This window comes from Sphingobium sp. CFD-2, from assembly GCF_024611135.1.
Lineage (GTDB): Bacteria > Pseudomonadota > Alphaproteobacteria > Sphingomonadales > Sphingomonadaceae > Sphingobium > Sphingobium fuliginis.
Window position 1 is genome coordinate 3,391,917 of record NZ_CP084405.1, and the last position, 26,447, is coordinate 3,418,363.

Consider the following 26,447-nt stretch of genomic DNA (forward strand, 5'->3'; position numbering starts at 1 on the left):
CGTCATCCTATGCCGCCATCGAGCCTTACGCCCAGTCCACCCGTTTCCATCCCCGTTCCGCCGCCAGCTTCGCCAGCGGCTTGTGCGGATTGGACGCGAAGGGAATATCCGCGAACTCCAGCATGGGCGCGTCGGACACATGGTCGGAATAGGCGCGGATATGCGCCTGCGTGCGGTCGATCGCCTCGGCCGCCATCCACGCCTTGATCATGCGCAGCTTGCCGGTGTCGTAGCAGTTCTCGCCCGCGATCCTGGCGCGGACATAGCGCAGATCCTGCGAGAGATGATCGGTCGCGATCACCGCATCGAAGCCCAGCCGCCGGGCAATCGGCTCGACATAAAGGCGGTAGGAGGCGGTAGCGAGAACCAGCCGATAGCCGTCCGCCCTGTCCTTCGCGATCTGCGCCAACGCGCCCGCACGGACATTATGGGCCACCACCTTCGCCGCATAGCTTTCCACATGCGGCATCAGCCGGGCACGCTCGACATTATGGCCGATCATCAGCGCCTGGTTCATTTCCTTCAGCCGCTGCCGGCTGATCAGCTTCAGCACATAGGCCAGCATCAGCAGGACGACGCCGGGAAACAGCGCCAGACGCCACGGCGCCATGCGTTTCGCGACATGCACCAGAAAGCCGGTATAGGTGCCGCTGAAGGTGACCGTGCGGTCCATATCGTAGATTGCGAGCCTGTGCGTCATGCCATGTCCGAAACTTTTTGCGGTGCCCCTTCGTTTGATCGTGCGGATGGGCCGTTTCGGCTTGCCGTGCAACCGATAATGGACCACACCACCGCCTTGATGAACAAAGCCGCTGATCTTGCTCAGGAAGTCCGCGACGGCGAGACGGTCATTCGGCTTTCGGGCAATATGTCCATCGCTTGCCTCAACCATCTGCCCGACCGGCTGGAAGCGATAGAGGGTCCGGTCGACACCATCGACCTGTCGGGCGTGGAACATATGGACACGATCGGCGCCTGGGTGCTGCACCGCACGATCAAGCGCTGGAACTGCAAGATCACGGGCGACAAATGCGATGCGGAACGGCTGATCGCGGCGGTCGGCCGCGTCGATGAACCGGTCAACATCCGCCCCGACTATGTGCCGCCCTGGCAGCGCGTCGTCGGCCAGATCGGGGAAGCGGTGGTCAATGCGGGCAGCACCATGCTGGGCCTGCTCGGCTTTTTCGGCGGAACGCTGGTGGCGACGTGGAACGTCATCCGCCATCCCAGCCGGTTCCGCATCAACGCGGTGGTCCAGCGGTTCGAGGTGGTGGGCGTATCGGCGCTCGGCATCATCGGCCTGATGAGCTTCCTGATCGGCATCGTCATCGCCCAGCAGGGTTCGGTACAGCTCCGCCAGTTCGGCATGGAGATGCTGACGATCAACCTGGTCGGGCGCCTCACCTTTCGTGAACTCGGCGTGCTGATGACCGCGATCATGGTCGCGGGCCGGTCCGGTTCCGCCTTCGCCGCGCAACTGGGGACGATGAAGCTGACCGAGGAGGTCGACGCCATGCGCACCATCGGCGTGTCGCCCATGGAGGCGCTGGTGCTGCCGCGCACGCTGGCCGTCGTCGTGATGATGCCGCTGCTCGGCTTTTATTCCTCCATCGTCGCGATCGTCGGCGGCGGGTTCCTCTGCGCGGTGTCGCTCGACATTCCGCCCATCACCTTCGTCCAGCGGCTGCGGGAGGTGGTGCCGATCCACGACCTGTGGGTGGGGCTGATCAAGGCCCCGGTCTTTGGCGTCATCATCGCGCTCGCCGGCTGTTTCCAGGGCATGCAGGTCAAGGCCAATGCCGAGGAAGTGGGGCTGCGCACGACGTCGGCGGTGGTGCAGGCGATCTTCCTCGTCATCGTGCTCGACGCCTTCTTTGCCGTCTTCTTCACCTGGGTGGGCTGGAACTGATGACGCCCGAAGAAGCGATGAGCGCGGAGGAAGAGCGGGTCGAAAAGGCGCTGGAGCGCGATGATGTCGCCATATCGGTCCGCAACCTGCGCAACAGCTTCGGCGACCAGGTCGTGCATGAGGGGCTGAACCTCGACGTGCGCAAGGGCGAGATATTGGGCGTGGTCGGCGGGTCGGGGACGGGCAAGTCGGTGCTGATGCGCTCCATCATCGGCCTCCAGACCCCCGATGAGGGCGAGGTCCACGTCTTCGGGGAATCGATGATCGGCCGGCTGGACGATGAGGCGCTGGCGATCCGCAAGCGCTGGGGCGTGCTGTTCCAGGGCGGCGCGCTGTTCTCGACGCTGACGGTCGCGGAGAATGTCGAGGTGCCGATCCGCGAATATTATCCGAACATCGGCCCCAAGCTGCGCGACGAGATTGCCGCCTACAAGATCCGCATGACCGGCCTGCCCGCCGAGGCGGGCCCCAAATATCCCGCCGAACTGTCGGGCGGGATGAAGAAGCGCGCTGGGCTGGCGCGCGCGCTGGCGCTTGATCCCGACCTGCTGTTCCTCGACGAACCCACGGCCGGGCTTGATCCCATCGGCGCGGCCGCCTTCGACGACCAGACGCGGAAATTGCAGCAGACGCTGGGCCTCACCGTCTTCCTCATCACCCATGATCTCGACACGCTCTATTCGATCTGCGACCGGGTGGCGGTGCTGGCGGACAGGAAGGTGACGGCGGTCGGCACCATCGATGAGCTGCTGGCGACCGATCATCCGTGGATTCAGGAATATTTCAACGGCCCGCGCGGGCGCGCCGCGACGGCGGCGGTCGCTCGCGAAAAGGACAAGAGGCGATAGGATATGGAAACCCGCTCCAACCATGTGCTGGTGGGCACGGTCACGCTGCTGCTGCTGGCGGCGATCATGATCGCGGCTTTCTGGTTTTCGCGCCTCTCCCAGGGCGACAATATGGAATATGACATCTTCTTCAAACAGTCGGTCAACGGCCTCGCCAAGGGATCGAGCGTCAACTATTCCGGCGTGCCGTCCGGTCAGGTCGAGAAGATCGAGCTGTGGAAGCGCGATCCCAGCTTCGTGAAGGTGCGCATTTCGGTGAAGGAAGGGACGCCGATCCTGCAAGGGACCACCGCGACCATTGCCGGGGTGGGCTTTACCGGCGTGTCGGAAATCGTGCTGGACGGCGCGGTCAAGGGCGCGCCGCCGATCACCTGCCCGGCGGAAAACCCCCTCGCCTCCTGCCCCGATGGCGTACCGGTGATCCCGACCAAGCCGGGGGCGCTGGGCGAGCTGCTCAACAATGCGCCGCAGTTGCTGGAGCGGCTGTCGACGCTGACCGAGCGGCTGACGGAATTGCTGAACGACAAGAATCAGCAGTCCATCGCCGGCATATTGGCCAATGTGGAGCGGATTTCCGGCTCGCTGGCCGACCGCAGCCCCGAAATCGCGGCAACGCTGGCCGAGGCGCGCATCGCCGTGCAGCGCACCGGCATCGCCGCCGAACAGATCGGCAAGCTGGCCGCGTCCACCGACGCCATGGTCAATGATGAGGGCCGTCCGCTGCTGGCCGACCTGCGCAAGAGCATCCAGTCGGCCACGCGCAGCATCGACACGCTCGACAAGACCATTGCGGAGGCGCAGCCGGGCGTCCACGCCTTCAGCAACCAGACCATGCCGGAGGTGAACCAGTTGGTCCGCGACCTGCGCGAAATGTCGCGCTCCTTCCGCGGCGTGGCGGAAAAACTGGATCAGCAGGGTGCGGGATCGATCGTCGGATCGCCCAAATTGCCCGATTACAAGCGATAAGAGGGACATGATGATGTTTCACAGGAAACTTGGCCTGATGCCCATGGCCCTCGGCGCATTGATGCTGGCCGGCTGCGTGTCCTTTGGCGGCAAGCCCCCCGAACGGCTGCTGTCGCTCAACGCCGCGCAGAAGGTCGCCCCGGGCACGCTGCGCAGCGCATCGGCGGGCGCATCCATCACGGTGGCCGATCCCGAAGCGCCCAAGATGCTGGATACGGTGCGGGTGCCGGTGATCACCTCCCCCACGTCGGTCGCCTATGTGACGAAGGTGCAATGGGCGGACACGCCGCGCCACCTGTTCCAGAAGCTGCTGGGCGAAACCATCGCCGCCACCAGCAACCGCATCGTGCTCGACCCCGGCCAATATTCCGCCGACGCCGGGCAGCGGCTGATGGGCGAGCTGGTCGATTTCGGCGTGGATGAGGCGAGCAACAGCGCGGTCGTGACCTATGACGCGATGCTCACCGGGCCGGGCGGCACGGCCATCGCCAAGCAGCGCTTCACCGCCAGCGCGCCGATCGGGGGCAAGATCGACGCCAGCAGCGTGGGCGCTCCGCTCAATGCCGCCGCGAACAAGGTGGCGGCGGATGTGGCCGCCTGGCTGGCGACTTCGGGAAGGTAGGGCGCCGTTCCTGGCCGTCATCCCAGCTTTCGCTGGGGTGGCGCGCAGGGTGGAAGGACGTCTTTACTCCAAACTCTTGCTTACCTGCTCCGTCACATCCTTCGACAGTCCCGGCTCAAGCAGGATGCGCTGCAATTCCGCCCGCATCAGCGCAGCGCGTGGTTCATCGAACCGTTTCCAGCGGCCGAGCGGCGGCACCAGCCGGGCGGCGGTCTGGGGGTTCAGCTTGTCGAGCGCGATGATGCAATCCGCCACCAGACGATAGCCCTTGCCCGACGGGTGATGGAACGCCCATTGATTGCCTGCGAAGGCGCCATAGAGCGCGCGCACCCGGTTGGGGTTGGTCAGGGTGAAATCCTTGTGCCTGCCCAGTTCCTCGACCAGATCGACCGTATCGGGATGGAAGGCGAAGGCCTGGGTCTGGAACCATTTGTCCAGCGTCAGCGCATCGTCGCGATAGCGGTTGTAGAAGATGTCGAGCGCCGCTTCCCGTTCCGCGCTGGTGCCGTTCGCCAATGTCGCGAGCGCTGCCTGCCGCTCGGTCATATTGTCGGCCTCGCTGAACTGGCCGAAGGCGACGGTCGGACCATCCACCGCGCCGGAAGCTGCAAGATAGAGCAGCGCCGTGTTGCGCAGCTTCCTGGCGCCCTTGGCGGCTGACGACAGGGCGAAGGCATTGGCCCGGGTCCGGGCGTGAATATCGCGCCAGAGCGGCTCCAGTTCGGCGCCGATGCGCCGTTGCAGCGCATCCCGCGCCGCGTGGATCGCGTCGGGATCGACCACCGCCATCTGATCGCCCAGATAGGCTTCGCTCGGCAGGCGGATGGCCTCCGCGACGAAGGCGGGGTCGAGCAGCGGATCGGTGGCGGCGTTGCGGATCGCGGCGATCACCGCATCCTCATCGACCGCCTGCCCGCCGATCCGGCCGACCAGCACATTCACCATGAGTTGCTGCATCGCCTCATAACGGGCGAAGGGATCGTCGTCATGGGCCGAGAGGAAGGCAAGATCGGCCTGGCTGCGATTGGTTTCGACAATGACCGGGGCGGAAAAGCCGCGATTGATCGAAAGGATGGGCGCGGTCGTCCAGCCCTGGAAGGTGAAGCTCTGCCGCGCTTCGGTCAGCATCAGCAGCTCATCGCCCCGGTTCTCACCCGTTTCCGGATCGAACAGAGCCGTGCGCAGCGGGATGGCCATGGGCCGTTTTTCGGGCTGGCCCGGCGTGGGCGGGACCGTCTGCTCCAGCAGCAATGTCACGCTGCGCGCAACCGGGTCGTGGGTCAGCAGGGCGCGGACATGAGGCGTGCCGGCCTGCTCATACCAGAGGCGGAACTGGCCGAGGTCGATCTCTCCCCCCTCCTCCATCGCCCGCACGAAATCCTCGCAGGTCGCTGCCTCGCCATCATGCCGGTCGAAATAGAGGTCCGTTCCGGCACGGAAGCGCTCCGGACCCAGCATCAGCGCCATCATTCGGATCAGCTCCGCGCCTTTATTGTAGATGGTCGCGGTGTAGAAGTTGCTGATTTCCATGTAGGATTCCGGACGAACCGGATGGGCGAGCGGTCCGCTGTCCTCCTGGAACTGCGCCGCGCGAAGGATTCGGACGTCCTCGATCCGCTTGACCGCATGCGATCCCATGTCGGCGGAGAAATTCTGGTCGCGGAAGACGGTGAAGCCTTCCTTCAGGCTGAGTTGGAACCAGTCGCGGCAGGTGACACGATTGCCCGACCAGTTGTGGAAATATTCATGCGCCACCACCCCCTCGACGCCGTCATAGTCGATGTCGGTCGCGGTTTCCGGATCGGCCAATATGTAGCGTGAATTGAAGATGTTGAGGCCCTTGTTCTCCATCGCCCCGAAGTTGAAATCGGCAACGGCGACGATGTTGAACACGTCCAGATCATACTCACGGCCATAGACGCGCTCGTCCCAGGCCATGCTGTTCCTGAGCGCCTGCATCGCATGGGCGGTGCGGGGCAGATCCGCTTCCCTGACCCATATGCCCAGTTGCACCTCCCGCCCGCTCATCGTGACGAAGCGGTCGGCATTGCAGGCAAGGTCGCCGGCGACCAGCGCGAACAGATAGCAGGGCTTGGGAAAGGGATCGTTCCAGCGCGCCCAGTGGCGGCCGCCGGGCAACTCTCCCTGCTCGACGGGATCGCCATTGGCGAGCAGCACCGGGTAGAGCGCCTTGTCCGCCGCCATGCGCACCGAATAGCGCGACAGCACATCGGGCCGGTCGGGGAAGAAGGTGATGCGCCGGAAACCCTCCGCCTCGCATTGTGTGCAGAGGAGGCCGCCGCTGGCATAAAGCCCCATCAGTTTGCTGTTGTCCTGAGGCGCAATCTCCACGAGCGTTTCAACTATATGAACGGCGTCGGGAAGCGCGATGACCAGCGCGCCGCTGTCCATCGACCATTGGTCCGGGGCGAGCGGGTTGCCATCGACCCTGATCTCCAGCGGCAGGAGGCCGTCGCCATCCAGTTTCAGCGGCCGGTCATGATCGCCATTTCGCGTGACCGACAAGGTTGCATGGACGCGCGTTGCAGCGGCGTCGAGATCGAAATCCAGCGCGATGTCGGGAACAAGCCAGTCCGGCGGCCGATAGTCCTCGCGACGGACGATATGGGGCACGGTGAGGGAGGAGGAATTGTCTGCCATGCGTGCAGGCTAGGCAGTTGAGGGGGAAAAGACCAGTGGCCGCCGCGCCTAAATGCGTTGGCCGCCGGTCCTTTGGCGAAGCTTCAGATACGCTCGCCCGAGAGGCGCTGGCACAGCATGTCCAGTTGGTCGAGCGTCGAATAATGCAGCGAAAGCGTGCCGTTGCCGCCTTGCATATAGTCGATGTCGACCTTCACCCCCAATATGTCGGCAAGATGCTGCTCCAGAGCCGCGATGTCGGGATCGTTTTCCCTCGGGGCGGCCGCCCGTCTGCGGCCCGGCGCGTCATCGCCCTTCTTCGCGCGGCGCACCAGTTGTTCCGTATCGCGAACCGACAGGCCCTTGGCTTCCACGGTGCGGGCCAGATTTTCGCAGTCCGGCACGCCGATCAGCGCACGGGCATGGCCCATGCTGAGCTTTTGTTCGATCACCTGCTGCTGAACGGGCGCGGGCAGATCGAGAAGGCGCATCAAGTTCGCGACATGGCTGCGCGACTTGCCGACCAGACGGCCCAGCGCTTCCTGGCTGTGCTGGAACTCCGCGATCAACTTGCGATAGGCTTCCGCTTCTTCGATCGGGTTGAGGTCTTCGCGCTGGATATTTTCGATAAGGGCGATTTCCAGCGTTTCCGCCTCATCGAAATCGCGCACGATGGCAGGGATGCGGTGAAGCTGGGCGCGCTGGGCCGCGCGCCAGCGACGCTCGCCCGCGACGATCTGGAAACCGCCGCCATGGGGCCGAACGATGATCGGCTGGATGACGCCCCGCTTGCCGATGCTGTCCGCCAGTTCCTGCAACGCGCCCTCATCGAAATGGCGGCGCGGCTGTTCCGGATGGGGCTGGATCAGCGCGACTTCGATGCTCTGGATCGCCTTGGTGGACGGCGGCGTGGCCGCCGTCGGCGCGACGGGTTCTTCCCGCGCCACGTCTCCCAACAGTGCCGACAGCCCCCGGCCAAGGCCGTGGGGGCGCTTCACCGACTTCATGGCATTTTCGTTATTCAAGCAGCAACCTCCTGCCGGGGCAGGCGCGCGATCAACTCACGCGCCAGACGCATATAGGCTTCCGATCCCGAGCAGCGGAAATCGTAGATCAGGGCCGGCACGCCGTGGCTGGGCGCTTCCGACAGGCGGACATTGCGCGGGATGACCGTGGAAAAGACGAGATCGCCCAGACAGGCCCGCACATCGTCGGCAACCTGATCCGTCAGGCGATTGCGGCGGTCGTACATGGTGAGCGCCACGCCCATGATCGACAGGCCGGGATTGAAGCGGCCACGAATCCGTTCCACTGTCTGGAGCAGTTGCGAGAGCCCTTCCAACGCAAAAAATTCACATTGCAGCGGCACGAGCAGCGACTGCGCCGCGACCATGGCGTTGATCGTCAGCAGGCCGAGCGAAGGCGGGCAGTCAATAAGGCAGATGTCCCAACGGCCCGGCTGGGCTTCGGCGAGGACCCTTTCCAGCCGATGCGTCCGCTCCTCATATTCGATCAGTTCGATCTCCGCGCCCGACAGATCCTGTGTCGCGGGAACGATGTCGAGCTTGGGAACCCGCGTGCCGAGAACCGCATCCTCAAGCGCGCAATTGCCGAGGAGCAGGTCGTAGCTCGACTGGACGCGATCCGATTGGTTGACGCCGAGTCCGGTGGACGCATTGCCCTGAGGATCGAGATCGACCAGCAGCACGCGAAGACCAGTGGCCGCCAGACCTGTGGCCAGATTGATGGCGGTCGTGGTTTTTCCGACGCCGCCCTTCTGATTGGCAATGGCAATACGGATCATCCTCGGGCTTTCCTCCTGACGGATCGGACCGCCTCCGCGACGATGATGGCGCTGTCGGCATCGGTCACGCTGCGTTCCACGTGGAACGCACCTTGCCATGATCGAGTCGCCGCCTCCAGTTCATTCTGCGCATTTCGTCCTTTTGGAAGCACCCAAATGGTTTTTTCATCGGCCAGATGATGCGCGGATTCGAGCAGCCGGGGCAGAGGCGCATAGGCGCGGGCGCTGATGATGGCTGCCGCCGAAGCGGGAACGGTCTCTACCCGACCGCCAAAGACCTGGGCATGGGAGAGGCCAAGCTCTGCGATGACGTCGTTCAGAAAGTCGATCCGCTTGCGCCGGGACTCCACCAGTTGGATGGGGCGTTCATGGAGGATCGCAATGACTATGGCCGGCAAGCCGGCACCCGAACCCAAGTCGACCCACCTGCCCTGCCCGGCCTTCGCCGCCAAAGGCAGGAGTTGCGCGGAATCGACAATGTGCCGTGCCCATATATGGGCGCGGGTCGATTCAGCGATCAGGTTCTGCTGCTCCATCTCGCTCAGAAGGATCGCAACATAGCTCTCCAGCCGCTCCCATGTTCCACGTGAAACATCGAAGCGAGCCTGCAACCATTGCCGTGCTTCTTCTTCCGTCACGCGGCGCGCCGCCTGACGTGAACGAGAAGGGCCGCCAGTGCCGCGGGCGTTATGCCGCGAATGCGCCCAGCCGCCGCAAGCGTATCTGGCCGCGCCAGATCCAGTCGTTCGATCATTTCCGTCGAGAGCCCGCCGATAGAAGCGAAGTCGAAATCGGCCGGAATAGCGACACGTTCATTGCGGCGCATCTCCGCAATCTCCGCCTCCTGCCTTTCCAGATAGGGCGCATAATGCGCGTCTTCCAGAATCTCGTCGCGCAGGTCGGCGGATGTTCGGGCCAATGCCGGCGCGAGTGCGAAGAGCAGATCCTGCCCCACCTCCGGAAATCTCGCCCATTCGAACAGGGTGCGGCGCGCGCCATCCTGCCGGACGGATGCGCCCGATCTGGCCATTTCAGTAGCCGAGAAGGAACGGCCTAGTTCTTCTTCCACGAGCGAGCGCTGATCGGCGCGTTCCGCATAATAGGCGGTCCGTTCTTTGCCGAGCACCCCATGATAGATACCGAGCGGGGCCAATCGGCTGCCCGCATTATCGGCGCGCAGCCGCAACCGATATTCGGCGCGGGCTGTGAGCATGCGATAGGGCTCGGTCACGCCCTGCAGGACCAGATCGTCGATCATCACGCCGATATAGCTGCTGGCCCGATCCAGAATGAGCGGTTCCTCCGCCTTGGCCTTTGCTGCGGCATTGATTCCGGCGATCAGGCCTTGAGCCGCCGCCTCTTCATAACCGGTCGTGCCGTTGATCTGCCCCGCGCAGAAAAGACCGGGGATGGCGCGCACTTCCAAGGTCGCATCCAGGGCGCGGGGATCGATATGGTCATATTCCACGGCATAGCCGGGCACGACGATTTCGGCCTTTTCCAGACCCGCCATCGACCGCACCATAGACAGTTGCACATCGGCGGGAAGCGAAGTGCTGATCCCGTTGGGATAGACCAGATGGTCGTCCAACCCCTCCGGCTCAAGAAATATCTGATGCCCGTCGCGATCGCCGAAGCGAATCACCTTGTCCTCGATCGATGGGCAGTAACGCGGCCCCCTGCCCTCGATGGCGCCGCTGAACAACGGCGAACGGCCCAGCCCTTCCCGGATGATCGCATGGGTGCGTTCATTGGTGCGCGTAATGGCGCAGCTCAATTGCGGCAACAGCCGCGCCGGCGACATGGCGGACATGGTCCATGCCGCCCCATCGGAAGGCTGCGCCTCAAGCCGCGCCCAATCGATGGTGCGGCCATCGATTCTGGGAGGGGTTCCGGTCTTGAGCCTTCCAACCGGCAGGTCCAGTGCGCGAAGCTGAACCCCCAAAGCCGTCGCCGCCCGCTCCCCGGTACGCCCGCCCGCCTGCGTCTCTTCCCCCCGGAAGAGCTTGCCGCCCAGAAATGTTCCCGTCGCGAGCACCACGGCGGGCGCCTTGAGCATCCGTCCGTCGGCCAGGGACAATCCGGCGATGGCTCCGCCCGTCAGGATCAATCCGATGGCTTCTCCCTCCACGATCTCCAGTCCGGGCTGGGCGTCGAGGAGGCGGTGAATCTCGGCGCGATAGCGTTTGCGATCCGCCTGAATGCGCGGGCCCTGAACCGCTGCGCCCTTGCTGCTGTTGAGCATGCGGTAGTGAATGGCAGCGGCGTCGGCAGCACGGGCGATCAAGCCGTCCAGTGCGTCGACCTCCCGCACCAGATGGCCTTTGCCCAGACCGCCTATGGCCGGATTGCAGGACATGGCGCCTACCGTCGCTCTGTCGAAGGTCAATAGCGCAACCGCGGCCCCTTTGCGCGCCGCTGCGCCTGCCGCTTCGCAGCCTGCATGGCCGCCGCCGACCACGATCACATCATAGCTTGTTCGCATGCGCGCCCCTTAACAGAAGTGGGGCGCCCCGGTCAAAACTGTTCCACGTGGAACATGGCTATTTACCGATGCAGAATCCGGCAAACAGGCGGTCGAGCATGTCCTCCGTACCGGCCCGTCCTGTCAGCAGGTCTATGGCCTGACGGGCCTGCCGCAACTCCTCCGCGACGATCAGCAGATCGTCCGATGCCTGGGCGGCGCTCAGATGCCTGTTCAATTGCGCCCCGGCTTCCCGCTGCCGCCGGTGCAGGGCATAATCGCCCTCACCCGGCAGGAGAGCGGCGGCGCGTTCGAGCAGAATGGATGTCAGGCGATCCATCCCCTCGCCTGTGACGGCCGAAAGCCGAATACCGGGGCGGTCCGTAGCCATGTTCCGGTCGCATTGTGCGGCAACCAATATGGCGTCCGCGCGGGGAGCCTCCTCCGCCGGACCCAACCAGAGGATGATGTCCGCTGCGTCGAGCGCGCCCCGCGCCCTGTCCATGCCGATGGCTTCAATGGCATCGTCCGTTTCGGCGCGCAGGCCGGCGGTGTCCGTGAAAAGAAAGGCGGTGCCATGCAGCGCGGCCGGTACTTCTATCCGGTCGCGGGTCGTCCCGGCTATGTCCGATACAATCGCCGCCTCCCGCCCGACAAGCCGGTTGAGCAGCGTCGACTTCCCCGCATTGGGCGGGCCTGCCAGAACCACGCGAACGCCGTCGCGCAACCGCTCGGCCGATGGCGCGGCGAGCATGGCTTCGACTTCCCCTGCCAGGCCATGCACGCCCTGGTCGATCCGCGCCTCCATTCCCTGATCGGGCACATCATCCTCATCGGAGAAATCCAGCGCCGCTTCCGTCATGGCGGAAAGATCGAGCAATGTTCGGCGCCATCCCTCCACCCGTCGTGAAAAATGGCCTTCCGCCATCAACAAAGCCGCGCGCCGCTGCTGCTGTGTCTCGGCAGCGAGCAGATCGGACAGCCCCTCCACCGCGTTCAGATCCATGCGGCCATTGGCGAAGGCGCGGCGTGTGAACTCTCCCGCTTCGGCCCGGCGCAACCCTTCGAGCGTGCCCAGCGCCTGCTCGACCGCGGCGATGACCGCCCGCCCGCCATGGCAATGCAGTTCGGCCAGGTCTTCGCCGGTCGCCGTATCCGGTCCGGGAAACCACAGGATCAGGACCCGATCCAATAAGGCGCCGTCGCGGGGGTCGTGCAGCGACGCCAGCCGGGCCCGCCGGGGCGGCGGCAATTGCCCGGCCAGCGCGAGAAGCGCCCGGCCTGCCGCCGGTCCGCTGATCCGGATGACAGCAATGCCGGCAGGGGGGGCGCCGCTCGATAGGGCAAAGATGGTGTCCGTCACGGCGCGCCGTCCCTAGCAGGATCAGCCCGGATTCTTGTCGCCATTCTTGCCCGGCATTCCGGCCAGGCCGATGTCCATCATCTGCTTGAACAGGCGCATTCCGGCATCGCCCAAGGGCGAGAAGCTCTTGAACAGGGTCTCCATCTGCTCGACATTGGCGACGCCGTCGAAGCTGTCGAGCATCGTCTTCACATATTTGTCGTGAATGGGGGTGACATCCGGCAGCCCCAGGAAAGCCCGGGCCTCCGCAGGAGTGCAGTCGACGTCCACGCTTACCTTCATATCCCGCTACCCTTTGCTGCAGCCACCCTTTACAACGCCTCATGCCGCAACAAGGGCGCGCAAGGCAAATTTTTTGACGGCAAGCATGGTTGCACTCCGCCCCGCAACCGCCATTATGCCGGCCATCGACAGTGTCAGGAAAAAGGAAAGGATTTCCCATGGCAGCATTCACATCCATCCCCACGCTGGAGGGCGATGCCCGGTTCGATGTCTATGTTGCCCGGCCGCAGGGAACGCCCAAGGCCGCGATCGTGGTGATCCAGGAAATCTTTGGCGTGAACGAAGGGATTCGGCGCAAATGCGATGGCTGGGCGGCGGCCGGCTATCTGGCCCTTTCGCCCGATCTCTTCTGGCGCGAGAAGCCGCATGTCGAGCTGGATGCCGACATAGCGGAGGATTTTCAGGCGGCCATCGGCCATATGCAGAAATTCAACCAGGACCAGGGCATTCGGGACATAGAGGCGACGATCAAGGCCGCGCGGGAGGAACTGGGGCAAGGCGGCAAGGTCGGGCTGGTCGGATATTGCCTGGGCGGGCGGCTGGTGTTCATGTCGGCTTGCCGCACCGATGGCGATGCGTTCGTGGCCTATTATGGCGTCGGCATCGACGGCCTGCTGAAGGAACAGCATGCCATCGGCAAGCCGGTGCTGCTGCATGTTCCCACCGCCGACGGCTTCGTTCCGCCCGAGGTGCAGCAGAAGATGCATGAAGGGCTGAAGGACAATCGTCATGTCACCCTGCATGATTATGAGGGGCTGGATCACGGCTTTGCCGCCGAGATGGGCACGCGCCGCAACGAGGCGGCGGCGCAGCTTGCCGATGGCCGGACCGCGGATTTCTTCGCGGCCCATCTCTGACCGGGAGGCAAAGGCATGACGCAGGCATGGCGGATGGTGGCACGCACGCATGGCGGGCCGGAGGTGATCGCGCGGGAAGAGTTCGACCCCGGCCTGCCTGGTGAAGGCGAATTGCTGATCGCGCAGGATGCTGTCGGATTGAATTTCATCGACACCTATTTTCGCAGCGGCCTTTATCCCGCGCCGTTGCCCACGCCGATCGGCGCGGAAGGTGCGGGCCAGATCGCCGCCGTCGGTCCGGGCGTCACCGGCTTTGCCGTGGGCGACAAGGTGGGCTGTGCGGTCGGACTGGGCGCCTATGCCACGCATCGGATGGTGCGCGCCGACCAGACGGTGAGGATTCCGGATGCCGTCACCACGCAGGATGCGGCGGCGATGATGCTGAAGGGCATGACCGCCTGCTATCTGGCGGAGGACATCGTCACCCTGGAGGCGGGGCAGTTCGCGCTGGTCCATGCCGCCGCCGGCGGTGTCGGTTCCGTGCTGGTGCCGTGGCTGCGCGACAAGGGCGTGGTGGTGATCGCCCATTGCGGATCGGCGGAGAAGGCGGCGAAGGTGGATGCCGAACATAGCCTTTATGGGAGCTTCGACAGCCTGGCCTCCGCCGTGCGGGAGATCACCGGCGGGCGTGGAGTGGATGTCGTCTATGACGGCGTGGGCAAGGATAGCTGGAGCGCGTCGCTGGCGTCGCTCAAGCGGCGCGGCCTGATGGTGAGCTACGGCAATGCGTCCGGCGCGGTGCCGCCGATCAGCCTGCTCGAACTCAGCCGGGGTGGGTCGCTTTATGTCACCCGCCCGACCCTGTTCGACTATATCGCTACTCCCGAAGAGTTGGCGCGAACGACCGAAAGGCTGTTCGACCGCATGGCGCGGGGCGTGGTAAGGACCGTCGTCGGCCAGCGCTTTGCCCTGGCGGATGCCGCCGACGCGCACCGCGCGCTGGAGGCGCGGCAAACCACGGGAAGCACGCTCCTGATCCCCTGACTGCCGCAGGCAGGGCTGGAAGCGGTTTGCGTCGGTATCGGTCGGATGACAGTGCACGTCACATCATTGGAAACGCATTGTTTTTCAAGGCGGGCGGCATATTCCGCTCGACCGGACCCCACCGGAATGGCAAGGCGCGGTCGATGAATGCCTTTGCGCCCCTGCTCGCGCCGCTCTGGTTCGCCCAGCTTTTCACCGGCGCCAAATCCTTTGTCGACAATCCGCTGATCGGTTCGACGCGGCTCAATGCGCTGGGGCTGCACGCGGCGCGCGTGCAGGCGGCGCAGGCCATGACGGCCCGGCGCCGCAAACGATTGGCCAATGCCGTCGATCCCGAGCATCGGACGACTTTCGACCGGGACGGTGTCGTGGAAATCCGGGATTTCCTGCCCACAGAAACCTTCCGCGCCCTCCAGGAACAGCTCTTTTCCTACCGCGGACCGGCGCGGGAAATGGTTCAGGGCGACACGATCACGCGGCGGCTGGCGCTGGACCCCGCCGCCCGGCGCGCCATTCCGGCCTTCGAAGCCTTCCGCCGGGATGATCGCTGGCGGGCGCTGTCCCGCTATGTCGCCGGCTTCGACATAGAGCCGCTGCTCTACGTCCAGTCCATCCTGCCGCAGCGGCGCGATGCCGCGCCCGATCCGCAACTCGCCTTCCATGCCGATACCTTCTATCCGGCGATGAAGGCATGGCTGTTCCTGGAGGACGTGCCGGTCGAAACCGGTCCCTTCGCCTATGTAAAAGGGTCGCACCGGTTGACGCCGCAGCGGCTGGCCTGGGAAAAGCAGCGCAGCCTGAGCGCGCGCGATGGCGATTGCCGTCTTTCCGCCCGAGGATCGCTGCGCATCGATGTCAGCGAACTGGCGGCCTTGGGCCTGCCGCAGCCCAGCATCTATTCAGTGCCCGCCAACACCCTGCTGATCGCCGACACATTCGGCTTTCATGCGCGCAGCCCGGCCAGCACCCCCGCGACGCGGGTCGAGATTTGGGCCTATGGCCGCCGCAACCCGTTCCGGCCGGCCAGGGGATGGGATGTCTGGAGCCTGCCCGGCATAGCCGAGCGCCGGATTCCGCTGCGCTGGTGGCTGGGCGACAAGGCTGCTGGCCTGATCAGGCAGCCATGGCGGCCGGTGGGCATCAAGGGCGCGGCGGACGGGTGATCGGTGCGCTGAAGGATGCATGGAGCCCTCCTGCCATAACCCGCCGTGTTCCTGCGCAGGCAGGAACCCAGTTCAAACGGCGGGACTGGGTTCCTGCCTGCGCAGGAACACAGATGCCCAATCTCTCTAGACGAAGAGCGTCAATATGCCGACCTGATGGTCGACGATGCCGTCATAGATCATCTTGATCGCGACATAGATGATGACCGCCAGGCCCAGATAGGCGATCCAGCGGAAGCGCTCGATATATTTGGCGATGATGTTCGCGGCAATGCCCATCAGCGCCACGGACAGAATTAGCCCGATGATCAGGATGCCGGGATGATCGCGCGCCGCGCCCGCCACCGCCAGCACATTGTCGAGGCTCATCGAAACGTCAGCGACCGCCACCGCCCAGGCCGCGCCCGCGAAGCTCTTGGCCGGACGCAGGCCGGATATGTCGTCGTCGCCGGTGTCGGGCGTGTCCCCGCCCCGCTTCGGGTGGAGTTCGCGCCACATCTTGAACGCCACCCACAGCAGCAGCAATCCGCCCGCCAGGATCAGCCCGACGATCTGCATCAGCTGCGTCACCACCAGCGCGAAGCCGATGCGCAGCACCAGCGCGGCGATGATGCCGATCAGGATCACCTTCTTGCGCTGTTCCGCAGGCAGGCCCGCCGCCAATGCGCCGACGACGATCGCATTGTCCCCCGCCAGCAGAACGTCGATCATCAACACCTGGCCGAAGGCAGCCAGCGCGGCGGGCGAGCCGATATTGCTGAAATCATTGACGATGTGCGCCCAGATGTCGGCGGGTGAGCCGATCCCCTGAGCCGCAGCGGCGGCGGTTGCGAGTAGGTCGATCATGACGGCCTGCTATCCCCTGAAAATATGGCCCAAAACAAAGGGGCCGCCAGACCGGAGTCCGACGGCCCGAAAAATCGCGGCGGCGCGATGGAATGGATGCGCGCCTCCGGCAGAAGCACAACCCATGCCGCGGCTTACTGGTTCATCGAATCGAAGAAATCCTCGTTGGTCTTGGAATCCTTCATCTTGTCGAGCAGGAACTCCATCGCGTCGACCGTGCCCATCTGCATCAGGATACGGCGCAGCACCCACATCTTGGAAAGCTTGGCCTTGTCGACCAGCAGTTCTTCCTTGCGGGTGCCGGACTTGCCGACGTCCAGCGCCGGGAAGATGCGCTTGTCCGCCACCTTGCGGTCCAGCACGATTTCCGAGTTGCCGGTGCCCTTGAACTCTTCGAAGATGACTTCGTCCATGCGGCTGCCGGTGTCGATCAGCGCGGTGGCGATGATCGAGAGCGAACCGCCTTCCTCGATATTGCGGGCCGCGCCGAAGAAGCGCTTCGGCCGCTGGAGCGCGTTAGCGTCGACGCCGCCGGTCAGCACCTTGCCCGAGGACGGCACCACCGTGTTGTAGGCGCGGCCGAGGCGGGTGATCGAGTCGAGCAGGATCACCACGTCCTTCTTGTGTTCCACGAGGCGCTTGGCCTTTTCGATCACCATTTCAGCGACCTGGACGTGGCGTTGCGCCGGTTCGTCGAAGGTGGAGGAGACGACCTCCCCCTTCACGCTGCGCTGCATGTCGGTGACTTCTTCGGGGCGTTCGTCGATCAGCAGGACGATCAGGAAGACTTCGGGATGGTTGTCGGTGATCGCCTTGGCGATGTTCTGAAGCAGGACGGTCTTGCCGGTGCGGGGCGGCGCGACGATCAGGGCGCGCTGGCCCTTGCCCTGCGGCGAGACGATGTCGATGACGCGGGCCGACTTGTCCTTGACGGTCGGGTCGGTCGCGTCGAGCGTCAGCTTCTGCGTCGGGTAGAGCGGCGTCAGATTGTCGAAATTGACGCGATGGCGGACGACTTCGGGATCGTCGAAATTGACCGAGATGAGCTTGGTCAGCGCGAAATAACGCTCGCCATCCTTGGGTGCGCGGATTTCGCCCTCCACCGTGTCGCCGGTGCGCAGGCCGAATTTGCGGACCTGGTTGGGCGAGACATAGATGTCGTCGGGACCGGCGAGGAAGTTCGCTTCGGGTGAGCGCAGGAAGCCGAAGCCGTCGGGCAGCACCTCTATCGTGCCCTCGCCCATGATCTGCTCGCCATTGTCGGCCTCGACCTTGAGGATCGCGAACATCAGGTCCTGCTTGCGCAGGGTCGACGCGCCTTCGACGCCCAGTTCCTCCGCCATGGTCACGAGTTCGGCGGGCGCTTTTTTCTTGAGATCCTTAAGGTGCATTCGCGTGAAGTCCGATGGAATGAGAGACGAGGAAGGAGAAATGGGGAAGGTCTGCCCGGCAATGACTCGGGGAAACCCGCGCCGGACGGGCGGGATAGAATGTCTGGCGTTTAGCGATCTGCCATAGGCCAAGTCAAGGTGGCTGAGCCGTTCAGTTGAACGGAAATTGCCGATATGCGCCCTGCCGCGAATGAAATGGGATGGGCGGAACCGGGGCGCTCATGCTATACAGGAATAAAATTAGGAGGAACGGGAGATGGGACGCTGGCGCGCCGCTCTGGGCATCGCGATCGCGATCGCCAGCCCTCCCCTTGCGGCGCAGGATCGCCCGGCGCTGGACCCCGAAGAGCCGCCGGCGGTGATCCGCACCATTGCCAGCGACGACGCCCGCATCACCATCCCCATCCAGATCGACGGTCGGGGGCCATGGAATTTCGTGGTCGACACCGGATCGCAGCGCACCGTCATTTCCCGCGCCCTGGCCGAACGGCTTGCGCTGCCGCTGCGGGATCGGGTGACGGTGATCAGCATGACCGGCCGGGCGGAGGTGGACACGGTGGCCGTCCCGCGCCTGGGCTTCGGCAAGACCGTGGTGGACGACATAGAGGCGCCGGTGCTGGAAGGCGAGCATATCGGCGCGCCCGGACTGTTGGGACTGGACGGCCTGCACGCCAAGCGGCTGCTGCTGAATTTCCGCACGGGCCAGATGGAGATCAGCAACAGCAAGCGGAGCTGGCGCGACCCCAATGTCATCGTCGTCGAAGCGCGGCGGCGCCAGGGGCAGCTGATCCTGCTCGATTCCGACGTGAACGGGATGCAGGTCAGCATCATCCTGGACACCGGCACTTCGGTCAGCGTCGGCAATATGGCGCTGATGAACAAGCTGGTGCGCAAGAAGAAGGCGCCCGCGATGAAGCTGGTGACGCTGACCAGCGTGACGGGAGAGACGCTGTCGGGCCAGGCGGGCCTGATCGACCGGGTGCGCATGGGGCAGGTCACGCTGAACGAGATGCCGGTGATGTTCGCGGATGCCCAGCCCTTCGCGGAACTGGAGCTTCAGGACAAGCCCGCGCTGCTGCTCGGCATCGACGCGCTCAAGCTGTTCGACCGGGTGGCGATCGACTTCGGGCGGGGGAAGGTCGACTTCCTGCTGCCGGATACCGGGCTGCTCGACCGGAAACGCTTCGCGACGGCGCGGAGAGCGGCGGGCTAGAGCAGATTCCGATCCGATTGCATCGGCTCAACTGCTCTAAGTTTTTGTTTTGTCGCGCTTTCCGGGTCAGCAGATGATTTAATCTGCTTGGAAAACGCTCTAGGCATGGTCTAAGCGGAAAACCGGTTGCCCCCTTCGACAGGCTCAGGACAGGCCCTTCCGCACCATGCCCTAATGTGGCGCCGGCTGCTGCCGATTGCGGCCCAGCACATTGTCGATCCATTGCTGGTCCAGACGCGGCGGCTGCGGCCGGTCGGCGGGATTGGGCGCCGCCTGCCCGCTATCGTCCGGCTGTTCCTCATCCTCCGGCGGCTGCTGCGCCCGTTCTATGGGAAGGCCGTTTTCATCGACCATCATGCCGCTGTCCGTGCTGCTGTCGGGCTGGCCATAATAGGCCTCCTCATCCGGTTCGAGCTGCCATTCGGGCAGCGTCACCTGCGTTTCGAACTGTTCGACCGGGCGTTTCGCGACGGCGACCTTCATATAGTCGGCAAAGGCATGGGCCGGCGCCCGGCCGCCCTGGAGGACGCCCACCGCGCGGGCGTCGTCGCGGCCCATCCAGACGCCGGTGGTGATGCCGCTGGAAAAGCCCAGGAACCAGCCGTCCTTGTTGCTGCTGGTGGTGCCGGTCTTGCCGGCGACGGGGCGGCCGATCTGCGCGGCCCTGCCGGTGCCGGTGCTGACGGCGGTCTGCATCAGGTCGGTCATCCCCGCCGCGACCCAGGGGGCGACCAGCACCCGGCTGGTGTCGTCCTGATGTTCGTAGAGCAGGCGGCCTTCGGCGGTCGTCACCCGGGTGATGCCATAGGGAGTCACGGCCACGCCCTTGCGCGCGATGGAGGCGAAGGCGCGCGTCATGTCGATCAGGCGCACGTCGGACGTGCCCAGCACCATCGAGGGATGGGTGTTGATCGGCGTGGTGATGCCGAAGCGGCGCGCCATGTCCGCCACGGTGGGGAAGCCGACCTCCACGCCCAGCTTCGCCGCCACGGTGTTGACCGAATAGGCGAAGGCGGTGCGGATATCGATGTCGCCGGAAAAGCGGCCATTGCTGTTGCGCGGCTTCCACCCGTTGATGTCGACCGGACTGTCGGTGACGCCGGTGTCGGGCGTATAGCCCGCCTCCAGCGCCGCCATGTAGACGAAGATCTTCCAGGCGGAACCCGGCTGCCGCGTCGCGGTCGTCGCGCGATTATAGTTGGAGCTCACATAGTCCAGCCCGCCGACCATCGCCCGCACCGCGCCGTCGCGGTCGAGCGAAACCAGCGCGCCCTGCGTGCCGCTGGGCACATTGGCCTGGATCGCCGCGGTGGCCGCCTTCTGCATGTTGAGGTCGATGGTGGTATAGACCTCCAGCGGCTCATTGGGCTCATCAATCAGCGTGTCGAGCTGCGGCAGCGCCCAGTCGGTGAAGTAGCGGACGCTGTTCTGCGGCGGTTCGGGCGCCATCCTTACATTCTGGAGTCCGGCCGAGGCGCGTTCCGCCGCGCTGATCTTGCCATTTTCCTCCATCAGTTCCAGCACCACGCCCGCGCGGCCGATGGCGGCATCGGCGTCGGCGGTCGGGGAATAGCTGGAGGGCGCCTTCACCAGACCGGCGACGATCGCCGCTTCGGGCAGGTCCAGGCTGGTGGCGGGGTGGCCGAAGAATTTGCGGCTGGCCGCGTCGATGCCATAGGCGCCGCCGCCGAAATAGACCTTGTTGAGATAAAGCTCCAGGATCTGCCGCTTGGAGAATTTGCGCTCCAGCGCGAGGGCCAGCACCATTTCGCGCACCTTGCGGCCCCAGCTGTAGCTGTTGTTGAGGAAGATGTTGCGCGTCACCTGCTGGGTGATGGTGGACGCGCCCTGCCAGCGGCGGCCGCTGCCGCGCCGCTCCAGCGCCACCCAGGCGGCGCGCGCCATGCCGATGGGATCGACGCCGGGGTGCAGATAGTAACGCTTGTCCTCGGTCGACACCATCGCATCGACCATCACGGTCGGAATCTGGTCGTAGCTCAGCCAGCGGCCGAAGCTGGGGCCCAGCGATACGATGACGCTGCCGTCGGCGGCATGGACGCGGATCATCTGGCCGTTGGGCGAGGATTTCAGCGATTCATAGTCGGGCAGAGACTGATAGGCGATCACCACCGCCACGACGATCGCGACAAGCGCGCTGAGGCCGCCGACGAGGCCGATCTTCAGGCCCCGCACCAGCCATGTCTTCACTTTGCCCCGCGGTTCGCTGCTCTTGCCTGATCGTGCCATGGTTCGCCCGGATATGCGCTAAACGAAAAGGCGGCCAGTGGAAAAGCCGTGCAGGCCGCGCAAAAAAGCCGGAATTTCTCCGTCATGCGCGATTTCGCCTCTGCCGAAATCGCCCGTCATCCTCAAGGGAAGCGCCGCTTTACCGGCGATGAACGATCACTCGCCTTCGTCGCGCGGCTTGAAATCGAGCGACGCGCTGTTCATGCAATAGCGCAGGCCGTTGATGCCCGGACCGTCGGGGAAGACATGGCCCAGATGCCCGCCGCAATTCGAACAGCGGACTTCGGTGCGGATCATGCCATGGCTGGTGTCGCGGATTTCATCGACCGCATCGATGTCGACCGGCGCGGTGAAGCTGGGCCAGCCCGATCCGCTGTCATATTTTTCGTCCGCATCGAACAGTTCGGCGCCGCAACCCGCGCAGAAATAGCGGCCATCGGCCTTGTTGCTGTTATATTTGCCGGTGAAGGCCCGTTCCGTGCCGCCCTCCCGCAGAATATGATATTGTTCGGGGGAAAGGCGCTCGCGCCATTCGGCGTCGGTCAGGTTGAGCTTGTCCATGCCCGGCAATATGGCGGTGGGCGGGCGTGCGATCAAGCGGTTAGCATGATCTGGGTAACGGCGCTCCCGCGGCCGGCGGCAGCGCCCGGGAGAAACCTCTATCGCTCCCGCGCCGCCTGGCGGGCGATGGCGAGCAGTTCGTGCCGGACCATCAGGTCGCCCAGCCCCCTGCCCGACCGGCTGGCGCGCTCCGCCTGGGCGAGCCTGTGGATGACGCGGGCGATGCCGGGCGCGTCCCAGATGCGGACCTGCCGGGTGACGATGCCCTTTTCCTTCCAGAAGACCTGCTTGCCCGCCGCCTCGACCGCGCCTTCCAGCCGGCCGCTGTCATCGAAATCGGTGCGGATATTGGCGAGCAGCATGGCGCGGGCCAGCAGCGGGCGCAGCACCGCCGCCATCGCCGTTCCCGCCTCCGCCAGCCGCCCCAGTTCGCGGTGCATGCCGCGCAGGTCGCCGCCCAGCACGGCATTCACCAGCGGCGCGGCGTCGCTGTCGGGATTGTCGGCGGAAAGGGCGTCCATCGCCTCCTCCGTCGCTTCGCGCGGGCGGTCCGGCGCGGCGTCGAGATAGAGAATCAGCTTTTCCACCTCCCCGGCCATCAGCGTGCGGTCGCCATTGGCAAGATCGGCGATGCGGCGGCCCAGTTCGGGCGAAAGGCGCAGCCCCCCTTCCCGCGCGATGGCGATGGCGATCTGCTCCGCCTCCCGCGCGTCGGGCTGGTAGGATATGAAGGCCATGGTCTGCTTGTGGTCGAGCGCGAGCTTGAGCAGCTTCGACGTGCCCTTGAGCGCGCCCGCTATGGCGATGACGGGATTGCCCGCCGCCTCCGCCTCCAGCAGGGCGTTGAGGGCGGGCAGCGATTCCTCCCCCATGCCGGTGACGCGAATCCAGCGCTTGTCCCCGAACATGGAGAAGGACGCCGCTTCATCCGCCAGCCGCGCCGGATCGTCGCGCAGCGTCGGTCCGTCCAGGTCGACCCGCTCCGCTTCCGGCCCCATGGCGCGCTCCAGCCGCTTGGCGAGCGCCGTGCTGCCCGCTTCATCGGGTCCGTAGAGCAGGAAGAAGCGGCAGTCGGCAGGCGGCGCGTCGAGCGCCTTTTCGATCTGGCCGCGATTGGCCTTCAACGGGATTTGTCCCGCGCCGCGAAACGGGCGAGCCGCGCGACGATCTGGTCGGCAATGGTCTGCGACAGGCGTTCCAGGGCGGTGTCTTCCGCCGCGATGGTCGCATATTCGCTGGAGACCACGTCGATGCCGACGTCCGATCCGGCGGTATCGTCCAGAATCTGCGCGCCGGTTGCGCCGTCGATAAGCTGATAGCGCGCCCGCAGGGTCCGCCGCTCGCGCGTGACGGCGGCGTCGGAGCGCAGACCGAAGCCGCTGATATTGTCGTCCAGCTTCACCACCAGCTTGTAACCGGGTCCGGTGCCACTCATCGCCGCCAGCCGGTCGTTCAGCGCATTGCGCACCAGCCAGCCGCCCTTGCCCTCGATCGGCTGCACCTCGACATTGCCCAGCGCCTGCGCGACCGGGCCGTGGCCGCCCCCGCCATAGACCGGGCGCAGGCCGCAGGCGGAGAGGGACAGGGCGACGAAGAGCAATGGCCAGAGCTTCATAAGACCTACCCTTAACCGTTCGCCCTGAGCTTGTCGAAGGGCCGTTCTTTCCCAAAGAGAAGTAAAGGGCTTCGACAGGCTCAGCCCGAACGGATGTTGTCAGATAACCAAATTCACCAGACGATCCGGCACCACGATAACCTTCCTGGGCGTCGCGCCGTCCAGCGTCCGCACGACATTGGGCGCGGCAAGCGCCAGACGTTCCAGCTCGTCCCTGGAAGTGCCCTTGGGAACGGTGATGGTGTCGCGCAGCTTGCCCATCACCTGGCAGGCGATGGTGACTTCATCCTCGACCAGCAATGCCGGATCGACCGCCGGCCAGGCCGCGTCCGCGATCAGACCTTCCTCACCCATGTCGGCCCAGGCCTCTTCGGCCAGATGGGGGGTCATGGGCGCGACCAGCAAAGCCAGCGCCCGGATCGCCGCGCTGCGGCTGGCCGAGGGCTTGGCCTTTTCGACTGCATTGGTGAGTTCGTAGATCTTCGCCACTGCCTTGTTGAAGGACAGCGCCTCAATGTCCTTCGCCACGCCGTCGATGGTCTGGTGCAGCTTGCGGTCGAGTGTCTTGTCCTGCCCCTCTGCCGCCTTGTCGGCTTCCCCGAACAGCCGCCACAGGCGGTTGACGAAGCGCCAGGAGCCTTCGATGCCCGCCTCGGTCCAGGGCAGGTCGCGCTCCGGCGGGCTGTCGGACAGCATGAACCAGCGCACCGCGTCCGCGCCATATTGGGCGATGATGTCATCCGGATCGACGACATTCTTCTTGGACTTGGACATTTTCTCGACGCGGCCGACGGTGACTTCACTGTCGGTCCCGACAAGGAAGCATTTGCCATCCCGGCGTTCGACCTCAGCGGGCGAAACCCAAACCTCTGCAGCATGCATTTCCGGCTGCGAGCCATCATAATCGGCAGGAACCGGGAGAGGGACAGCCGCCTTGTAGGTCTCATGCGTCACCATGCCCTGGGTGAAGAGGCCGGTGAACGGTTCGGCAAAGCCGATCTGGCCCATATGCTGGAGCGCGCGGGTCCAGAAACGGGCGTAGAGCAGGTGCAGGATCGCATGTTCCACGCCACCGATATATTGGCCGACGGGCGACCATTTCTCGACGGTTTCCCGGTCGAACGGCCTGTCCTTGGGCTGGCTGGCGAAGCGGATGAAATACCAGCTTGAATCCGCGAAGGTGTCCAGCGTGTCGGTCTCGCGCCGCGCCGCCTTGCCGCATTTCGGGCAGTCGACATGCTTCCAGGTCGGATGCCGGTCCAGCGGATTGCCGGGAATGTCGAAGCTGACGTCTTCGGGCAGGACCACGGGAAGCTGGTCCTTGGGCACGCCCACGGGGCCGCAATCCTCGCAATGGATGACGGGGATCGGCGTGCCCCAATAGCGCTGGCGCGAGACGCCCCAGTCGCGCAGGCGGAAGACGGTGGTGCCGGTGCCCCAGCCGCCCTCTTCGGCGCGGCGGATGACTTGCGCCTTCGCCTCCTCGACGCCCAGGCCATTGAGGAAGTCGGAATTCACCAGCCTGCCGGGGCCGACATAGGCCTCGTCGCCAATGCCCTTGGCTTCGTCGCCTTCGGCGGCGACGACGCGCTCGACCGGCAGCATATATTTGCGCGCGAAGTCGAGGTCGCGCTGGTCATGGCCCGGAACCGCCATGACGGCGCCGGTGCCATAGTCCATGAGCACGAAGTTCGCGACGAACAAGGGCAGCTTGCGACCGGTGAAGGGGTGGATCACCGACCGGCCGGTGTCATAGCCCTTCTTTTCCTGGGTCTCGATCTCGGCGGCGGCGGTGCCGGTCTGGCGGCATTCCTCCGCGAAGGCGGCGAGCGCCGCATCCTTTTCCGCCAGGGCGAGCGCAATCGGATGATCGGCGGCGACGGCCGCGAAGCTGGCGCCGAAAATCGTGTCGGGGCGGGTGGAGAAGACCTCCAGCTCACCGATTCCGCCGACCGGCGCGTCCAGCCTGAAGCGGAATTGCAGGCCGACCGACTTGCCGATCCAGTTTTCCTGCATCAGCTTCACCTTGTCCGGCCACTGGTCGAGCGTCTTCAGGCCCGCCAGCAGATCGTCCGCGAACTGGGTGATCTTGAGGAACCACTGGGACAGCTTGCGCTTTTCAACCGGCGCGCCGGATCGCCAGCCCCTGCCGTCGATCACCTGCTCGTTCGCCAGCACGGTCATGTCGACAGGGTCCCAGTTGACCGCCGATTCCTTGCGATAGACCAGGCCCGCTTCCAGCATGTCCAGGAACAGCGCCTGTTCATGGCCGTAATAGTCCGGCTCGCAGGTCGCCAGTTCCCGACTCCAGTCCAGCGCGAAGCCCAGCTTCTTGAGTTGCGCGCGCATCGTCGCGATGTTGGAGCGGGTCCAGGCGCCGGGATGCACCTTCTTCTCCATCGCGGCGTTTTCGGCGGGCATGCCGAATGCGTCCCAGCCCATCGGGTGCAGCACCTCATGCCCGGTCATCCGGCGGAAGCGCGCCAGCACGTCGCCCATCGAATAGTTGCGGACATGGCCGATATGGATGCGCCCGGAGGGATAGGGAAACATCTCCAGCACATAGCTGCGCGGCTTGTCGCTGCTGTCGGACGCCTTGAACGTCTGCTTCTCGTCCCAGACGGCCTGCCAGCGGGCATCGGCCTCAAGCGGGTTGAAGCGCCTTTGCATGG

24 protein-coding genes are annotated in these 26,447 nt (G+C 65.0%); 8 read left to right on the plus strand and 16 right to left on the minus strand.

Features of this window, described 5'->3' with window-relative positions:
* Window positions 1-25: 25 nt before the first annotated feature.
* The gene (locus LDB29_RS16775) at window positions 26-700 is read right to left on the minus strand and encodes an HAD family phosphatase (RefSeq protein ID WP_025550761.1); all 675 of its coding nucleotides are present in this window, start codon (window positions 698-700) and stop codon (window positions 26-28) included.
* A 99-nt stretch (window positions 701-799) separates the two neighbouring features.
* Here LDB29_RS16775 and LDB29_RS16780 point away from each other — a divergent pair, with 99 nt between their 5' ends.
* Genes LDB29_RS16780 through LDB29_RS16795 form a run of 4 tightly spaced genes read left to right on the plus strand, consistent with a single transcriptional unit; the run spans window position 800 to window position 4,345 of the window.
* On the plus strand, window positions 800-1,909 hold the full coding sequence (locus LDB29_RS16780) for an ABC transporter permease (protein ID WP_025550762.1): 1,110 nt from the start codon (window positions 800-802) through the stop codon (window positions 1,907-1,909).
* The gene (locus LDB29_RS16785) at window positions 1,909-2,757 is read left to right on the plus strand and encodes an ABC transporter ATP-binding protein (RefSeq protein WP_044660607.1); all 849 of its coding nucleotides are present in this window, start codon (window positions 1,909-1,911) and stop codon (window positions 2,755-2,757) included. Before LDB29_RS16780 ends, LDB29_RS16785 begins: the two co-directional genes overlap by 1 nt.
* A gap of 3 nt (window positions 2,758-2,760) precedes the next feature.
* Window positions 2,761-3,723 carry an MlaD family protein gene (locus tag LDB29_RS16790; protein WP_044660606.1) on the plus strand — a complete coding sequence of 321 codons (963 nt, stop codon included), beginning with the start codon at window positions 2,761-2,763 and terminating at the stop codon, window positions 3,721-3,723.
* A gap of 7 nt (window positions 3,724-3,730) precedes the next feature.
* Window positions 3,731-4,345, plus strand: a complete 615-nt coding sequence (locus tag LDB29_RS16795) for an ABC-type transport auxiliary lipoprotein family protein (protein ID WP_257554866.1) — start codon at window positions 3,731-3,733, stop codon at window positions 4,343-4,345.
* A 63-nt stretch (window positions 4,346-4,408) separates the two neighbouring features.
* Here LDB29_RS16795 and pepN read toward each other — a convergent pair whose 3' ends face one another.
* The 8 genes from pepN to LDB29_RS16835 form a co-directional block, all read right to left on the minus strand.
* Window positions 4,409-7,006 (minus strand): aminopeptidase N, encoded by a 2,598-nt coding sequence (gene pepN / locus LDB29_RS16800; RefSeq protein WP_025551168.1) that lies wholly within the window; start codon window positions 7,004-7,006, stop codon window positions 4,409-4,411.
* 83 nt (window positions 7,007-7,089) lie between these two features.
* Window positions 7,090-7,992 carry a ParB/RepB/Spo0J family partition protein gene (locus LDB29_RS16805; RefSeq protein ID WP_373886350.1) on the minus strand — a complete coding sequence of 301 codons (903 nt, stop codon included), beginning with the start codon at window positions 7,990-7,992 and terminating at the stop codon, window positions 7,090-7,092.
* A gap of 14 nt (window positions 7,993-8,006) precedes the next feature.
* Entirely contained in the window at window positions 8,007-8,789 is a 783-nt protein-coding gene (locus tag LDB29_RS16810; RefSeq protein ID WP_025551164.1) for a ParA family protein, read from the minus strand.
* Window positions 8,786-9,427: a 16S rRNA (guanine(527)-N(7))-methyltransferase RsmG gene (rsmG, locus tag LDB29_RS16815; protein WP_025551162.1), complete on the minus strand. Its 642-nt coding sequence runs from the start codon at window positions 9,425-9,427 to the stop codon at window positions 8,786-8,788. The genes LDB29_RS16810 and rsmG overlap by 4 nt, the downstream gene beginning before the upstream one ends.
* Complete coding sequence (mnmG, locus tag LDB29_RS16820) at window positions 9,424-11,274, minus strand: tRNA uridine-5-carboxymethylaminomethyl(34) synthesis enzyme MnmG (RefSeq protein WP_025551160.1); 1,851 nt, start codon at window positions 11,272-11,274, stop codon at window positions 9,424-9,426. Before mnmG ends, rsmG begins: the two co-directional genes overlap by 4 nt.
* Window positions 11,275-11,332: 58 nt before the next feature.
* Window positions 11,333-12,616, minus strand: coding sequence for a tRNA uridine-5-carboxymethylaminomethyl(34) synthesis GTPase MnmE (gene mnmE, locus LDB29_RS16825; RefSeq protein ID WP_025551158.1), 1,284 nt, complete (start codon window positions 12,614-12,616; stop codon window positions 11,333-11,335).
* A 21-nt stretch (window positions 12,617-12,637) separates the two neighbouring features.
* The gene (locus LDB29_RS16830; protein WP_025551156.1) at window positions 12,638-12,898 is read right to left on the minus strand and encodes a DUF6489 family protein; all 261 of its coding nucleotides are present in this window, start codon (window positions 12,896-12,898) and stop codon (window positions 12,638-12,640) included.
* A gap of 39 nt (window positions 12,899-12,937) precedes the next feature.
* Window positions 12,938-13,066 carry a hypothetical protein gene (locus LDB29_RS16835; protein ID WP_257554871.1) on the minus strand — a complete coding sequence of 43 codons (129 nt, stop codon included), beginning with the start codon at window positions 13,064-13,066 and terminating at the stop codon, window positions 12,938-12,940.
* On the opposite strand from LDB29_RS16835, the gene LDB29_RS16840 reads away from it, so the two are divergent.
* From LDB29_RS16840 to LDB29_RS16850, 3 genes are all read left to right on the plus strand, one after another.
* A complete protein-coding gene (locus tag LDB29_RS16840; RefSeq protein ID WP_025551154.1) occupies window positions 13,057-13,755 on the plus strand; it encodes a dienelactone hydrolase family protein in 699 nt (232 codons plus the stop codon). The genes LDB29_RS16835 and LDB29_RS16840 overlap by 10 nt on opposite strands.
* Before the next feature lie 15 nt (window positions 13,756-13,770).
* Complete coding sequence (locus LDB29_RS16845) at window positions 13,771-14,739, plus strand: quinone oxidoreductase (RefSeq protein WP_025551152.1); 969 nt, start codon at window positions 13,771-13,773, stop codon at window positions 14,737-14,739.
* Between the two features lie 143 nt (window positions 14,740-14,882).
* Complete coding sequence (locus LDB29_RS16850) at window positions 14,883-15,902, plus strand: phytanoyl-CoA dioxygenase family protein (protein ID WP_025551150.1); 1,020 nt, start codon at window positions 14,883-14,885, stop codon at window positions 15,900-15,902.
* A 126-nt stretch (window positions 15,903-16,028) separates the two neighbouring features.
* Here the strand turns inward: LDB29_RS16850 and LDB29_RS16855 are convergent, their stop codons facing one another.
* Both LDB29_RS16855 and rho read right to left on the minus strand, forming a co-directional pair.
* Entirely contained in the window at window positions 16,029-16,748 is a 720-nt protein-coding gene (locus LDB29_RS16855) for a YjbE family putative metal transport protein (protein WP_025551148.1), read from the minus strand.
* Between the two features lie 134 nt (window positions 16,749-16,882).
* The gene (gene rho / locus LDB29_RS16860) at window positions 16,883-18,139 is read right to left on the minus strand and encodes a transcription termination factor Rho (RefSeq protein ID WP_007689303.1); all 1,257 of its coding nucleotides are present in this window, start codon (window positions 18,137-18,139) and stop codon (window positions 16,883-16,885) included.
* A gap of 256 nt (window positions 18,140-18,395) precedes the next feature.
* On the opposite strand from rho, the gene LDB29_RS16865 reads away from it, so the two are divergent.
* Entirely contained in the window at window positions 18,396-19,352 is a 957-nt protein-coding gene (locus tag LDB29_RS16865; protein WP_025551146.1) for an aspartyl protease family protein, read from the plus strand.
* Between the two features lie 171 nt (window positions 19,353-19,523).
* Here LDB29_RS16865 and LDB29_RS16870 read toward each other — a convergent pair whose 3' ends face one another.
* The 5 genes from LDB29_RS16870 to leuS all read right to left on the minus strand — a co-directional run bounded on the left by LDB29_RS16870 (window position 19,524) and on the right by leuS (window position 26,445).
* Window positions 19,524-21,599, minus strand: a complete 2,076-nt coding sequence (locus LDB29_RS16870; protein WP_025551878.1) for a transglycosylase domain-containing protein — start codon at window positions 21,597-21,599, stop codon at window positions 19,524-19,526.
* Between the two features lie 156 nt (window positions 21,600-21,755).
* Window positions 21,756-22,160, minus strand: a complete 405-nt coding sequence (msrB, locus tag LDB29_RS16875) for a peptide-methionine (R)-S-oxide reductase MsrB (protein WP_025551880.1) — start codon at window positions 22,158-22,160, stop codon at window positions 21,756-21,758.
* Between the two features lie 98 nt (window positions 22,161-22,258).
* Window positions 22,259-23,284, minus strand: coding sequence for a DNA polymerase III subunit delta (gene holA, locus LDB29_RS16880; RefSeq protein ID WP_025551882.1), 1,026 nt, complete (start codon window positions 23,282-23,284; stop codon window positions 22,259-22,261).
* On the minus strand, window positions 23,281-23,775 hold the full coding sequence (gene lptE / locus LDB29_RS16885) for an LPS assembly lipoprotein LptE (protein ID WP_025551884.1): 495 nt from the start codon (window positions 23,773-23,775) through the stop codon (window positions 23,281-23,283). The genes holA and lptE overlap by 4 nt, the downstream gene beginning before the upstream one ends.
* A 99-nt stretch (window positions 23,776-23,874) precedes the next feature.
* Window positions 23,875-26,445 (minus strand): leucine--tRNA ligase, encoded by a 2,571-nt coding sequence (gene leuS, locus LDB29_RS16890; protein ID WP_257554875.1) that lies wholly within the window; start codon window positions 26,443-26,445, stop codon window positions 23,875-23,877.
* Window positions 26,446-26,447: the final 2 nt, after the last annotated feature.

What these genes read in the sequence shown, in the direction of transcription:
- LDB29_RS16785 (WP_044660607.1), top strand. Translation starts at nt 1,909, where the DNA reads ATGACGCCCGAAGAAGCGATGAGCGCGGAGGAAGAGCGGGTCGAAAAG.
- LDB29_RS16835 (WP_257554871.1), bottom strand. Translation starts at nt 13,066, where the DNA reads ATGCTGCCATGGGAAATCCTTTCCTTTTTCCTGACACTGTCGATGGCC.
- LDB29_RS16830 (WP_025551156.1), bottom strand. Translation starts at nt 12,898, where the DNA reads ATGAAGGTAAGCGTGGACGTCGACTGCACTCCTGCGGAGGCCCGGGCT.
- LDB29_RS16845 (WP_025551152.1), top strand. Translation starts at nt 13,771, where the DNA reads ATGACGCAGGCATGGCGGATGGTGGCACGCACGCATGGCGGGCCGGAG.
- LDB29_RS16865 (WP_025551146.1), top strand. Translation starts at nt 18,396, where the DNA reads ATGGGACGCTGGCGCGCCGCTCTGGGCATCGCGATCGCGATCGCCAGC.
- rho (WP_007689303.1), bottom strand. Translation starts at nt 18,139, where the DNA reads ATGCACCTTAAGGATCTCAAGAAAAAAGCGCCCGCCGAACTCGTGACC.
- lptE (WP_025551884.1), bottom strand. Translation starts at nt 23,775, where the DNA reads ATGAAGCTCTGGCCATTGCTCTTCGTCGCCCTGTCCCTCTCCGCCTGC.
- LDB29_RS16870 (WP_025551878.1), bottom strand. Translation starts at nt 21,599, where the DNA reads ATGGCACGATCAGGCAAGAGCAGCGAACCGCGGGGCAAAGTGAAGACA.
- LDB29_RS16790 (WP_044660606.1), top strand. Translation starts at nt 2,761, where the DNA reads ATGGAAACCCGCTCCAACCATGTGCTGGTGGGCACGGTCACGCTGCTG.
- LDB29_RS16840 (WP_025551154.1), top strand. Translation starts at nt 13,057, where the DNA reads ATGGCAGCATTCACATCCATCCCCACGCTGGAGGGCGATGCCCGGTTC.
- msrB (WP_025551880.1), bottom strand. Translation starts at nt 22,160, where the DNA reads ATGGACAAGCTCAACCTGACCGACGCCGAATGGCGCGAGCGCCTTTCC.
- leuS (WP_257554875.1), bottom strand. Translation starts at nt 26,445, where the DNA reads ATGCAAAGGCGCTTCAACCCGCTTGAGGCCGATGCCCGCTGGCAGGCC.
- LDB29_RS16780 (WP_025550762.1), top strand. Translation starts at nt 800, where the DNA reads ATGAACAAAGCCGCTGATCTTGCTCAGGAAGTCCGCGACGGCGAGACG.
- LDB29_RS16850 (WP_025551150.1), top strand. Translation starts at nt 14,883, where the DNA reads ATGAATGCCTTTGCGCCCCTGCTCGCGCCGCTCTGGTTCGCCCAGCTT.
- LDB29_RS16810 (WP_025551164.1), bottom strand. Translation starts at nt 8,789, where the DNA reads ATGATCCGTATTGCCATTGCCAATCAGAAGGGCGGCGTCGGAAAAACC.
- LDB29_RS16795 (WP_257554866.1), top strand. Translation starts at nt 3,731, where the DNA reads ATGATGATGTTTCACAGGAAACTTGGCCTGATGCCCATGGCCCTCGGC.
- LDB29_RS16775 (WP_025550761.1), bottom strand. Translation starts at nt 700, where the DNA reads ATGACGCACAGGCTCGCAATCTACGATATGGACCGCACGGTCACCTTC.
- LDB29_RS16855 (WP_025551148.1), bottom strand. Translation starts at nt 16,748, where the DNA reads ATGATCGACCTACTCGCAACCGCCGCCGCTGCGGCTCAGGGGATCGGC.
- mnmG (WP_025551160.1), bottom strand. Translation starts at nt 11,274, where the DNA reads ATGCGAACAAGCTATGATGTGATCGTGGTCGGCGGCGGCCATGCAGGC.
- LDB29_RS16805 (WP_373886350.1), bottom strand. Translation starts at nt 7,992, where the DNA reads ATGAAGTCGGTGAAGCGCCCCCACGGCCTTGGCCGGGGGCTGTCGGCA.
- pepN (WP_025551168.1), bottom strand. Translation starts at nt 7,006, where the DNA reads ATGGCAGACAATTCCTCCTCCCTCACCGTGCCCCATATCGTCCGTCGC.